Origin of the sequence: Brenneria izadpanahii, from assembly GCF_017569925.1 — a bacterium.
Taxonomy (GTDB): Bacteria; Pseudomonadota; Gammaproteobacteria; order Enterobacterales; family Enterobacteriaceae; genus Brenneria; species Brenneria izadpanahii.
On record NZ_CP050854.1, the window covers coordinates 2140228 to 2152701 of the forward strand.

General features: G+C 51.4%; 14 protein-coding genes. 9 read left to right on the forward strand and 5 right to left on the reverse strand.

What is annotated here, in order from left to right; genetic code table 11:
* Window positions 1–504 precede the first annotated feature (504 nt).
* On the forward strand, window positions 505–1053 hold the full coding sequence (locus tag HC231_RS09545; protein ID WP_208230764.1) for a VOC family protein: 549 nt from the start codon (window positions 505–507) through the stop codon (window positions 1051–1053).
* 254 nt (window positions 1054–1307) lie between these two features.
* Complete coding sequence (cutC, locus tag HC231_RS09550; RefSeq protein WP_208230765.1) at window positions 1308–2066, forward strand: copper homeostasis protein CutC; 759 nt, start codon at window positions 1308–1310, stop codon at window positions 2064–2066.
* Between the two features lie 147 nt (window positions 2067–2213).
* On the opposite strand, the gene HC231_RS09555 is transcribed toward cutC, so the two are convergent.
* Window positions 2214–2423 (reverse strand): hypothetical protein, encoded by a 210-nt coding sequence (locus tag HC231_RS09555; protein WP_208230766.1) that lies wholly within the window; start codon window positions 2421–2423, stop codon window positions 2214–2216.
* 470 nt (window positions 2424–2893) lie between these two features.
* On the opposite strand from HC231_RS09555, the gene HC231_RS09560 reads away from it, so the two are divergent.
* Window positions 2894–3436, forward strand: coding sequence for a flavin reductase family protein (locus HC231_RS09560; RefSeq protein ID WP_208230767.1), 543 nt, complete (start codon window positions 2894–2896; stop codon window positions 3434–3436).
* A 51-nt stretch (window positions 3437–3487) separates the two neighbouring features.
* Here HC231_RS09560 and cmoB read toward each other — a convergent pair whose 3' ends face one another.
* The 4 genes from cmoB to HC231_RS09580 all read right to left on the reverse strand — a co-directional run bounded on the left by cmoB (window position 3488) and on the right by HC231_RS09580 (window position 6834).
* Window positions 3488–4459, reverse strand: coding sequence for a tRNA 5-methoxyuridine(34)/uridine 5-oxyacetic acid(34) synthase CmoB (gene cmoB / locus HC231_RS09565; RefSeq protein WP_208230768.1), 972 nt, complete (start codon window positions 4457–4459; stop codon window positions 3488–3490).
* Window positions 4456–5199, reverse strand: a complete 744-nt coding sequence (cmoA, locus tag HC231_RS09570) for a carboxy-S-adenosyl-L-methionine synthase CmoA (protein ID WP_208230769.1) — start codon at window positions 5197–5199, stop codon at window positions 4456–4458. The genes cmoB and cmoA overlap by 4 nt, the downstream gene beginning before the upstream one ends.
* Window positions 5200–5435: 236 nt before the next feature.
* A complete protein-coding gene (locus HC231_RS09575) occupies window positions 5436–5831 on the reverse strand; it encodes an MAPEG family protein (RefSeq protein ID WP_208230770.1) in 396 nt (131 codons plus the stop codon).
* A gap of 190 nt (window positions 5832–6021) precedes the next feature.
* A complete protein-coding gene (locus HC231_RS09580) occupies window positions 6022–6834 on the reverse strand; it encodes a DUF72 domain-containing protein (protein ID WP_208230771.1) in 813 nt (270 codons plus the stop codon).
* Window positions 6835–7100: 266 nt separating this feature from the next.
* Between HC231_RS09580 and aspS the strand changes: the two genes are divergently transcribed.
* From aspS to ruvB, 6 genes are all read left to right on the forward strand, one after another.
* Window positions 7101–8894 (forward strand): aspartate--tRNA ligase, encoded by a 1794-nt coding sequence (aspS, locus tag HC231_RS09585; RefSeq protein ID WP_208230772.1) that lies wholly within the window; start codon window positions 7101–7103, stop codon window positions 8892–8894.
* Complete coding sequence (gene nudB / locus HC231_RS09590; protein ID WP_208231283.1) at window positions 8890–9342, forward strand: dihydroneopterin triphosphate diphosphatase; 453 nt, start codon at window positions 8890–8892, stop codon at window positions 9340–9342. The genes aspS and nudB overlap by 5 nt, the downstream gene beginning before the upstream one ends.
* A gap of 23 nt (window positions 9343–9365) precedes the next feature.
* Window positions 9366–10109, forward strand: a complete 744-nt coding sequence (locus tag HC231_RS09595; protein ID WP_208230773.1) for a YebC/PmpR family DNA-binding transcriptional regulator — start codon at window positions 9366–9368, stop codon at window positions 10107–10109.
* 63 nt (window positions 10110–10172) lie between these two features.
* Entirely contained in the window at window positions 10173–10694 is a 522-nt protein-coding gene (gene ruvC / locus HC231_RS09600; RefSeq protein ID WP_208230774.1) for a crossover junction endodeoxyribonuclease RuvC, read from the forward strand.
* A 149-nt stretch (window positions 10695–10843) separates the two neighbouring features.
* Window positions 10844–11461 (forward strand): Holliday junction branch migration protein RuvA, encoded by a 618-nt coding sequence (ruvA, locus tag HC231_RS09605; protein WP_208230775.1) that lies wholly within the window; start codon window positions 10844–10846, stop codon window positions 11459–11461.
* Between the two features lie 7 nt (window positions 11462–11468).
* Entirely contained in the window at window positions 11469–12473 is a 1005-nt protein-coding gene (ruvB, locus tag HC231_RS09610) for a Holliday junction branch migration DNA helicase RuvB (RefSeq protein ID WP_208230776.1), read from the forward strand.
* Window position 12474 lies beyond the last annotated feature (1 nt).

Consider the following 12474-nt stretch of genomic DNA (forward strand, 5'->3'; position numbering starts at 1 on the left):
AATCAGCAGAACGGAAATAATTAATAGCATCATGATCATAACTCAAGATTAATATTGATAGTTTAAATTATCCTGTTTTTTTTCTTCATTCAATGGGGGGGATTTTATTTAAGATAACTCCCAAGAAAAACGGGTAAATGTATCGTAAATCGGCTGATGATGAGCACAAATTGACAATAAATAGCCTCTCATACCATTTTCCGCTTACGCTTAATGTAGTCGCATTGTTATCAGTTTTTTACTCGCCTAAAACACTTTTTTTAGTAAGCCTATTGGGATTAGTTCATTCACTCTGCACGATGAAATGAATTTGACGATATGTTTATTAATCAATCTTTTCGGTTATCATTTATCACAATAATCTTATGGCTATTTTTTGCTCATAAAGCTATGAGCCAGTACGGAAAGAAAAATATAGCTGCCAAAAGTCATGGATGTAGATATTATCGCTGTGTAAATAATTCTTTAACAGTTTAAGTAACTAGTAAGGAGTCTATATCAAGTATGTTACCTAAAGATTTGGCACTAGATTTGGTGCGTTTTGAGCAAGAACTGAGCGGTCTGGCAGCGTTGCTTAAGTTGGATCTGGCACAGTTTCGCGCCGATCATATTTCGTTGCGTTGTCACCAAAATGCGACCGCGGAACGCTGGAAAGCACAAATGCTGAGTATAGGAACGCTATTTTCTGAAAAAATAATTAATGGACGGATTATCTGCTTGTTTATATTGGATTCTGCAATCAATGTCGGTCCATGGAAAATTGATTGTATTGAGTTACCCTGGCCAGGAAAGAAACACTATTCTCATGAAGGGTGGGAACATGTGGAATTAGTATTGCCGGGTGAACCGGCTACGTTGCATCAAAGAGCGCTGGCATGTTTATCTGACGAGGCGTTGCGCTCGCCCGGCATTAAACTCAACTTCAATTCTCCTCAGGGTGAAAATGAGCGGCTACCTAATCCAACTCTGGCTGCGTCTAATGGTAAGATAGCCATAAAATTTCATTCATCTGATATTCGCGATATTGTCATAAGCGAAAACAATAGCAAATAAAAGCGATTACAAGTGATGATTTTAGATAATGATTATTAATCAGTTATAAGCCTAATCATTACATAATGCGTATTAATAAAATTGTGGCTTATGTCATATTTATCTCAGCTATTTATCTCGCTCATTGTGACCATCGTCTCCTTACTACGTCCGCTTGAATGCCATAGTTAGTTGTTCTCGCCATTAAGGATGATCCAACGATCTTTGTCTAATAAAGAGAAATGAAATTTCAGTGGCTTTTAATGGAGGTGGAGATGGCAAAATTGGAAGTGTGTTGCTATAGCATCGAATGCGCGGTGACCGCAGAGCAGGCGGGAGCCGATCGGGTTGAGCTTTGTTCCGGGCTGCGGGACGGCGGATTAACGCCGGGATATGGATTGCTGCGGATCGCGCGGGAAAAAATAGCGATTCCCGTTCATCCTATGGTCCGTCCCCGCGGCGGTGACTTTTGCTACAGCGCAACCGAATTCGCCGCGATTAAGCATGATATTGAACAAATGAAGGATATGGGGTTCCCTGGCGTTGTCGTGGGCATTCTTGACGCGGAAGGGCATATAGATTTATCTCGGATGAAAGAGATTATGGCCCTGTCTCAAGGCATGGCGGTTACTTTTCATCGCGCATTTGATCTGTGTCTGAATCCGCATGTCGCGCTGCAGCAACTGACTGATTTGGGGGTCGCCCGCATCCTTACCTCAGGGCAACAACAGACGGCAGAAAATGGATTGGCATTATTACGTGAACTAACTCATGCCAGTTGCGGTCCAATTATTATGGCTGGTTCCGGCGTGCGGTTAACTAATCTTCACAAATTTCAGCAGAGCGGTATCCAGGAATTGCACAGTTCCGCCGGGTTGTGGGCTCCATCAGTGATGCGGTATCGCAAAATCGGTGTTTCTATGTGCACTGATACCGATATTGATGAGTTTAGCCAATATTGCGTCGATGGTGACGTGGTAGCGGCAATGAAGCGAGCGCTGAGTCCAGACCGTACGATATCGTCGGTTTCATAAACATTTCAGGTTGAGCGGCATCAGCCTGCCAGAGCACCTTGCCGCGCAGCATACCATCAGGTTTGCTTGCGAGTACCAAGCCCCGGCGTGTTGCCGGGGCTTTTTTTATTTAGATTCCGAGTGTGAAAAATGCACGATACCCGACGGTCATTTTTCTGATGGCTGGCAAATACTTTTGATTTTCAAAATAAAATTGCCATTCTCAAGTTTTATTTTTGCGCCACGGGCACACCATTCGCTCGCGAGTTGGAAAAATTCATCACTGCTAATGTTGAAAGCCAATTCAACTTTCTGATACCGCCCTGAGCCGAGTAGTTGCCGGGCCTCTTGCATGTTCGTCGCTTTTATGGTTTTCATTTTGCTGCCTTGAGGTATGGTTGCATGTAATAAAATTGAAATAATTCAACCGATTATGTGCCATTCTTTTATCACGGAAAGCATGGGATAGAAACCAATATATCTATACCGCATTGCTCTGCGCGCGCCATTGCCCGTTTTCGGACGAGCATTGGCTGAATCATCGTCCTGCCGTATGCCGGGAAGTTATGCAGAAAACTGATAACATTCTATTTACTATAGCCATAGGTAACTAGCTATGGCTGCGGCAGAAAGAGAATGAGAATTTTTATCATAAATCGTATAAGCGGCGGTAGATCGCTCGTTCAAGAAAGTCACATAAAAAAGTTACATAAAAATAGTTGGCGCCAATATATTCATCATTGATGAATCCCAAAGGTAAACCATCTTCGTCAAAGACTCAGCGGCGGGCTGAGCTGCCGTAAGCTAAAGTCTATATATGGTTCGCAGAATGAAGGATGGAGGCAAATGTGCAAGGTCTTGCTATAGAAAAGGCGTTCACGCTGATAGAACCGGGACCGGTCATCCTGGTTACGACGAACGATGGGCAGAAAGATAACGTGATGACCATCACCTGGACGATGGTGCTGGGATTCTCGGCGTCATTCGCCATTACCACCGGTCCCTGGAACTATTCATACGCCGCGCTGCAAACATCAAGAGAATGTGTGATTTCAATTCCCACGGTCGATATGATCGATACGGTCGTCGGTATTGGAACCTGTTCAGGGAAAGACACCGATAAGTTTCGCAAGTTCGGACTCACGCCATTGCCGGGGCGGCATGTGCGGGCGCCGCTCATCAAAGAGAGCCTGGCAAATATCGAGTGCCGGATTATCGATATTATCGATCAGCACAGCATCATCGTGCTTGACGGCATTGCCGCATATTATGACGCTGCGCGCGCCGAGAAGCGAATGCTCCACGCCGTCGGCGATGGAACGTTCATCGCGGATGGGCGCCGGATTGATAGAAAGGAGATGATGCGCTCCAAGCTGCCGGACGGCGTGTAGAACCCCGGCGCGTTGCCGGGGTTTGCTTTCTACATTTATGCTTAGGTAGGGTTATGGTTTATGCGCCACCAGTACCGCGCGTACCGGCGCAGGGTAACCCTCGATGGTTTTACTCCGATCGTTCGGATCGAGAAAATCAGCCAGTGATTCGGAGGTCATCCAGTCTGTTCTGCGTTGCTCATCCGGCGTGGTGGTACAGATATCTACGATCCGGATATCCACAAACCCGCATTTTTGCAGCCACTGCGTCAGCGCGGCGGGCGAGGGAATAAAGTAGACATTGCGCATCTGGGCGTAGCGTTCTCCCGGCACCAGCACTTGATTTTCATCCCCTTCGATGACCAGCGTCTCCAGCACCAGTTCGCCGCCAGGCGTCAGTTGGTTTTTCAACTGCCACAGATGATCGAGCGGAGAGCGTCGGTGATACAGCACGCCCATGGAAAACACGGTGTCAAACGCGGCCAGTTCCGGCAACTGCTCTATCCCAAGCGGCAGAACGTGAGCCCGCTGATCGTCGCCCAGCAGTTTGCGTACCGCTTCAAACTGGCATAAGAACAGCTGCATGGGATCGATGCCGACGGCCAGGCGAGCGCCTTCGCCTACCATTCGCCACAGGTGGTAGCCGCTGCCGCAGCCGACATCAAGGATTAGGCGATCCTGTAACGGACTGATATGAGGAAGCACGCGCTGCCATTTCCAGTCGGAACGCCATTCGGTATTGATATTGACGCCGTAAAGAGAAAACGGGCCTTTTCGCCATGGCATCAGGTTACGCAGCAACATCTCTATCCCTTCCCGCTGTCCGGCGGAAATATCGGGCGTCATGCCGGCGGTTACGCTATCGGTCAAATCCAGCTCGGTGGGGGTGAGGGCCGGCAGATGCTCCAGCGTGTTAAACCACAGTTTGAACTTCCCGTGCAGTGATTCCTGTTGCCAGCTGCTCAACTGTGAAGGCAGCGTATTAAGCCAGTGACTGAGGGGACTCTTCGCGATTAGCTGATAAAAGTTGCCGAAATCGATCACGCTTGTTCCCTTGTTTTGATCGCTAATAATGAACCAAAATTGAAGCATTGAAACCAAAGCTCGCCGTGCTCAAAGCCCGCCAGTTTCAGGCGGGCTTTATGGGCGTCGACGGAGTCGGTCAGCATGACGTTTTCCAGCATGCTGCGTTTCTGGCTTATTTCCAATTCGCTATAGCCGTTTGCGCGTTTGAAGTCGAGATGCATATTGAACAGCAGGTCGTCCACTTCGGCATCGGCAAAGCTGAATTTTTCAGACAGCACCAGCGCGCCGCCGGGCCTTAATCCCTGATAGATCCGGTTGATCAATAATTGGCGGTTTTCCGGCGCCAGAAACTGCAGGGTAAAGTTCAGAACCACCATGGAGGCGTTTTCGATTTCAACATCAAGGATATCGGCTTCAAGAATGTCGACCGGAGTATCGGAACGGAATGCATCGATATGACTCCGGCAGCGTTTTACCATCGCCGGGGAGTTGTCCACCGCGATAATTTTGCAGCCTGGTACGTGAATATTACGACGCATCGACAACGTGGCCGCACCTAGCGAGCAACCCAAGTCGTAGATCTGGCTATTTTGTTGCACAAAACGTTCCGCCAGCATGCCAATCATCGAAATGATGTTGGAATAGCCGGGAACCGAGCGCTGAATCATATCGGGAAAGACTTCAGCAACGCGTTCGTCGAATGTCCAATCGCCCAGATTGGCGATAGGAGCGGAAAAAAGCATGTCGCGGTTTGGCATGACAAAAATAATGGCTGAGATAAATAAATGAGGGGAGGTATTCTAGCAGAATGGCGTAATAAAGCATGTATACCCGTCATCTTTCGGGTAGCGAGCGGGTTGGCTTCCTGTGATTTGCAGTTGAACCGCTATTCTGTGCCTGGATTGGCAGGGAAGGGAGAGGGGATTCATTCCTTTGATCGCATCCCTCGCCGGGCGATCGCCGGTCCCGTGAATGGTTAAGCATCAACGGGCGGTTAGTACAGGGTAAAAACCATTTCCCATGGGAGGTAATAGAGATTCGCCAATGACATCAGGAGCAGTGATATATAGGTTGCCGCCATGCCTGAACGTCTCCAGCGGAATTCGCGCTGACGCAGACCGTAATAATGAAATAAACGCCCGATAATCAGCAAAATACCGCATAGGTGGATCATCGCCACGATTGCGCCGTTCATTTCCATCAAAACTAACAGGATCGCGCCGATAGGAATATATTCCACCGCATTGCCGTGTACCCGAATCGCCGTTTGCAGCTCATAAAATCCGCCGTCGCCGTAGGCTACACGGTATTGCATTCTGAGTTTGACAACGTCGAGCGATAATTTTATCAGCAATAATGCGCCAAGCACTACGTAGAGTGCGCTTACCATTTTTAACTCCATGATCTAACCGAAAACGGCTTGCAGAATAATAGCTTTCCATATTAAAGCTGTCGCCTGTAAAGCCAACTTTTTTTATTGGAAATGAACGTACTTGCCGGAGTCTTTATAAACAAAAAGACTAATGGTTTATTTAATGGATTATCGTTATCAATCGCCGCCAGCGCTTGAGCGCCGCCGGTTAAAACAGCGATGCCTGTTGCGGCCAGTCCGGCTGCGGCGGCATTGAGGGAATAACGCTGGTTAGCAACGGCCAGAGCTGCTGCGCCAGCGCGGGTGAACCGCCGTTATCGGGCGTGTGGATAAATAGAAAAGGCCGGGCTTGCGACCACTGCGGCAGTTTGGTTAACCACGGCTGGAACCAGTGTAGATTTTCCTGCAGGTTTTCGCTGCCGATAAAACGAATGATGGGTTGTGAAGCGGTTAAGACGGCATGTACCGGCAGACGCGGTTTTTTACGCTGCGCGTCGCGTATCGCCGGGCTGTTCGGCGCGGCATGATGAATCGGCCGACTGTCCAGAATGGCCCGATTGATCCCGCGCTGCTGCAGGCCCTGGTTCAACGCCCGTTCATCGTCGCCTTTCGCAAAAAATTGCGGGTGACGAATCTCCACGCCATAGCTAAATCCCTGAGGCAGCGTATCAAGGAAGCGCCATAACGTCGGGAGCTGCGCCGGGCCGAAAATGGCGGGCAACTGAAGCCAGAGTTGGCCAATACGTGATGCCAGCGGTTCCATGCGCTGGAAAAAGCTAAGCACATCCTGTTCACAGTGGCTTAATGCCGCCTGATGACTAATGGCGGATGGAAATTTAAAACAGAAGCGGAAATCATCCGCAGTCATATCGCGCCATCGCATAACCAGCTCATGGTTGGGGAGCGCGTAAAAGGTGGTATTCCCTTCAACACAGTTAAAATAGCGGGAATAGTCAGCCAGATCGTGCAATCCTAGACGACTCCAGGCAGGATGTTGCCATTGAGGTAATCCGATATACATTATTCTGTTCCAGTAACAAATTAACGCTATATTAGCGATCATTTCATTAACCGGTAATGGAAATTGTCAAAAAGAGTGTGCGGACAACCCGCAGAGCGTTACCTTCATACTTATCGTCCGAGTGAATTTCCTTTATAATAGCCGCCTTTTTTCACCGGACAGTAATCCAGAAAAACCACGCCGTTCAGCAAAGATACCACGGCTTTTTCAACTGCCATACGCAGCGAAAAAGGGTGAGTTGTGCGGCTGAGTAAAAGGACATAGTGATGCGTACTGAATATTGCGGACAGTTGAATTTGTCCCATGTGGGCCAGGAAGTGACATTGTGCGGTTGGGTTAACCGCCGGCGCGATCTGGGTGGTTTGATCTTCATCGATATGCGTGACCGCGAAGGTCTGGTTCAGGTGTTCTTTGATCCGGACCGTCAAGATGTGCTGAAACAGGCGGCCGAGCTGCGCAACGAATTCTGCATCCAGCTTAAAGGCGTAGTACGCGCCCGCCCGGATAATCAGATCAATAAAGATATGGCGACCGGTGAAGTTGAGGTTCTTGCCACTGCGCTGACGATAATCAACCGGGCTGAGCCGCTGCCGCTGGATTCGAATCAGACTAACACCGAAGAAGCGCGTCTTAAGTACCGTTATCTGGATCTGCGCCGTCCTGAAATGGCCCAGCGTCTGAAGACCCGCGCCCGGATTACCAGTTTTGTTCGTCGGTTTATGGACGATCACGGCTTTCTGGATATTGAAACGCCGATGCTGACCAAAGCGACACCGGAAGGGGCGCGCGATTATCTGGTGCCAAGCCGGGTGCATAAGGGCAAATTCTATGCGCTGCCCCAGTCGCCGCAGTTGTTCAAACAGCTGCTGATGATGTCCGGTTTTGACCGTTATTATCAAATCGTCAAATGTTTCCGCGATGAAGATTTACGTGCCGATCGTCAGCCGGAGTTTACCCAGATCGATGTGGAAACCTCATTCATGACCGCCCCGCAGGTGCGTGAAGTGATGGAAAAACTGGTGCGCGCGCTGTGGCTGGAAATCAAAGGCGTCGATCTGGGCGATTTCCCGGTCATGACCTTCGCCGAAGCCATGCGCCGTTTCGGTTCGGATAAGCCGGATCTGCGCAATCCGCTGGAACTGGTGGACGTGGCCGATCTGGTGAAAGATCTTGAATTCAAGGTATTCGCGGGCCCGGCAAACGATGCCAAAGGCCGTGTCGCGGTTATCCGCGTGCCGGGCGGCGCGCAACTGAGCCGTAAACAGATCGACGAGTACGGCAAATTTATCGAAATTTACGGCGCGAAAGGATTGGCCTATATCAAGGTCAATGAGCGCGCCAAAGGCCTTGAAGGCGTACAGAGCCCGGTTGCGAAATTCCTCAGCGAATCGGTATTGTCCGCGTTGCTGGAACGTACCGGCGCTGCCGACGGCGATATCCTGTTCTTTGGCGCAGACAGCGCCAAAGTGGTGACGGATGCGCTGGGCGCGCTGCGTCTGAAACTGGGCCGCGATCTGAATCTGACGAAAGAGAACAGTTGGCAGCCGCTGTGGGTTATTGATTTCCCGATGTTTGAAGACGACGGCGAAGGCGGTCTGGCTGCGATGCACCATCCGTTTACCGCGCCGCGCGATATGACGCCTGGCGAACTGGCGGCGAATCCGGTATCCGCGATCGCCAACGCCTATGATATGGTGCTGAACGGTTATGAAGTCGGCGGCGGTTCGGTGCGTATTCATAACGGCGACATGCAGCAAACGGTGTTCGGCATTCTGGGGATCAATGAGCACGAACAGCGTGAGAAGTTCGGCTTCCTGCTGGATGCGTTAAAATTCGGTACGCCGCCGCACGCCGGTTTGGCTTTCGGGCTGGATCGTCTGGTGATGCTGCTGACCGGCACTGATAATATTCGTGATGTCATCGCATTCCCGAAAACCACGGCCGCCGCCTGTCTGATGACGGAAGCGCCAAGTTTTGCCAACCCGGCCGCGCTGGATGAACTCTCCATTGCGGTGGTGGGAAAAGCGAAAGCGGCGCAAGACGGTCAATTCGAGAATTAATGACATGACATACAAGCGGCCCGTTTCGGTTCTGGTGGTGATTTATGCCCGTGATACCGGGCGGGTGCTGATGCTGCAACGGCGTGACGACCCTGATTTCTGGCAATCGGTTACCGGTAGCCTTGAAGATGGGGAAAGTACGCTGTGCGCCGCACAGCGTGAAGTTAAAGAAGAAGTTAATATTGATATATCCGCAGAGGCATTATCACTCTTTGACTGTCAACGCTGTATTGAGTTTGAGCTATTCGCTCATTTAAGACGTCGCTATGCGCCGGGGGTAACGCGTAACACCGAACATTGGTTCTGTTTGGCGTTGCCTGAAGAACGCGAGGTGGTGATTACCGAACACCTTGCTTACCAGTGGCTGGATGCGCCGAGTGCGGCGCAGCTTACCAAGTCGTGGAGTAACCGGCAGGCGATTGAGGAATTTGTTATTTATCCGGCCTGAACAGGCTTTTTTCGGAGATTTTTATGGCAGGTCATAGTAAATGGGCCAACACAAAGCATCGTAAAGCAGCGCAGGACGCGAAGCGCGGTAAAATTTTCACCAAAATTATCCGCGAATTGGTTACCGCCGCCAGATTGGGCGGCGGTGATCCGGGGGCGAACCCCCGCCTGCGTGCCGCCGTCGATAAAGCACTGTCCAACAACATGACGCGCGATACCCTGAACCGCGCCATCGCCCGCGGTGTCGGCGGCGATGACGACGCCAATATGGAAACCATCATTTATGAAGGATATGGGCCTGGCGGCACGGCCGTGATGGTTGAATGTTTGAGCGACAACCGTAACCGTACCGTATCCGAGGTTCGTCATGCGTTCAGCAAGTGCGGCGGTAATCTGGGCACCGATGGCTCCGTCGCCTATCTGTTCAGTAAAAAAGGCGTGATTTCCTATGCGCCGGGTCTGGATGAAGATACGGTGATGGATGCGGCGCTGGAAGCCGGCGCGGACGATGTAGTGACCTATGACGACGGCGCGATTGATGTCTACACGCCGTGGGAAACCTTTGGCGAAGTTAAAGACGCGCTGGATGCCGCTGGTTTGGTGGCGGAATCCGCCGAAGTTTCCATGATCCCTTCAACCAAAGCGGATATGGATGCGGAAACGGCGCCGAAGTTGATGCGCCTGATCGATATGCTGGAAGATTGTGATGATGTTCAGGAGGTTTACCACAACGGTGAGATCTCCGATGAGGTGGCGGAATTACTATAATGACGGCGGCGCGGTGATGGGAAGGTCGCACCTTTCTGTCCGGCGAGCCGGCGGTGCATGGCGATGACTATTATACTCGGCATCGACCCCGGTTCGCGCGTGACGGGCTATGGTCTTGTTCGTCAGCAGGGGCGCCAGATTTCATATCTCGGCAGTGGTTGTATTCGCACCGTGGTTGACGATTTACCCACCCGGCTGAAGCTGATTTATGCCGGAGTGAGTGAAATCATCACTCAGTTTCGCCCGGACTGTTTCGCTATTGAACAGGTCTTTATGGCGAAGAATCCGGATTCGGCGCTTAAGCTGGGGCAGGCGCGCGGCGCGGCGATTGTTGCGGCGGTGAATCAGGATTTGCCGGTGTTCGAATATGCGGCTCGTTTGGTGAAACAGACCGTGGTGGGAACCGGAGCAGCGGATAAAAAGCAGGTGCAGCACATGGTTCGCTCGCTGCTTAAGTTATCCGCCAGCCCGCAGGCCGATGCGGCCGATGCGCTGGCGATTGCGATTACCCACTGCCATTCCAGCCAGAGCCTTATCCGCATCGGCGTTGAAAAACGGCATATCGCGCCGAGGCGGCTGCGTTGAAACTGGAGGCTGGATATTCATCCAGCCTTTTTTATGTTATAAGCTATATCCATAATCTTTCAGGTTGCGGGCGTGACGGTTGTCTTCCTGCACCTTGAAATCCATTGGGTATACAATATTTTTTTGATAAAACGTAAAAGGAAGAGAACGTGATAGGTCGTCTCAGAGGCATTATCCTGGAAAAACAACCGCCGCAGGTGCTGATAGAAGCTAACGGCGTTGGCTATGAAGTCCACATGCCGATGACTTGCTTTTACGAACTCCCGGATCTTTCACAGGAAGCCATCATTTTTACCCATTTTGTGGTGCGTGAAGACGCGCAGCTGCTGTTCGGCTTTAATGATAAGCAGGAGCGAGCGCTGTTCCGTGAACTGATTAAAGTCAACGGCGTCGGGCCTAAACTGGCGCTGGCCATTCTTTCCGGGATGTCCGCCACGCAGTTCGTCAGCGCGGTGGAGCGCGAAGAGGTTAGCTCGTTGATCAAGCTGCCCGGCGTGGGGAAGAAAACGGCCGAGCGGCTGGTGGTGGAAATGAAAGATCGCTTTAAGGGGTTGAGCGGCGATCTGTTTAATTCGGCAAGCGATGTTCCGTTAACACCGCCTTCTTCCGCCGATAATGAAGCGGGCGATCCGGAAGCGGAAGCCGCTTCCGCACTGGTTTCGCTGGGGTATAAGCCCCAGGAGGCGAGCCGGTTAATCGCCAAGGTTGTTCGTCCGGATGCAGACTGCGAAACCCTGATCAGGGACGCACTACGCGCCGCGCTGTGAGGTATGCATGATTGAAGCAGATCGCTTGATTTCCGCAGAGGCCATCCCCGAAGAGGAATTTATTGATCGCGCCATTCGGCCGAAGCTGCTGGCGGAGTATGTCGGTCAGCCCCAGGTGTGCGAGCAGATGGAAATCTTCATTCAGGCGGCGCGTAAACGCGGCGATGCCCTGGATCATCTGCTGATTTTTGGTCCTCCTGGATTGGGAAAAACCACGCTGGCAAATATTGTCGCCAATGAGATGGGCGTGAATTTGCGCACCACTTCAGGGCCGATATTGGAAAAGGCGGGGGATTTGGCCGCGCTGCTGACCAACCTGGAACCGCACGATGTTCTGTTCATTGATGAAATTCATCGCTTGTCTCCCGTCGTTGAAGAAGTGCTGTATCCGGCGATGGAAGATTACCAGTTGGATATCATGATCGGCGAAGGGCCCGCCGCCCGTTCGATTAAACTCGATCTGCCTCCGTTTACGCTTATCGGCGCCACCACCCGCGCCGGTTCGCTGACGTCGCCGTTGCGCGATCGCTTCGGAATTGTTCAACGGCTGGAATTTTATAAAGTCGCCGATTTGCAACACATTGTCAGCCGCAGCGCACAGTGTATGGGGTTGGATCTTACTCAGGACGGCGCGTTGGAAGTGGCTCGGCGCTCGCGCGGCACGCCACGTATCGCCAACCGGCTGTTGCGTCGCGTTCGTGACTTCTCGGAGGTCAAATCCGAGGGCGCCATCACCGCCGAGGTGGCGACGCTGGCGCTGGATATGCTGGCCGTGGACACTGAAGGTTTTGATTATATGGATCGGAAACTGCTGCTGGCGATCATCGATAAGTTCATGGGCGGGCCGGTCGGATTGGATAATCTGGCGGCGGCAATCGGTGAAGAGCGGGAAACCATTGAGGATGTGCTGGAGCCTTATTTGATCCAGCAAGGTTTTATTCAGCGCACCCCGAGGGGAAGAATGGCGACGCAACATGCATATCGCCATTTTGGCCTTACGCGAGAAGAGTAAT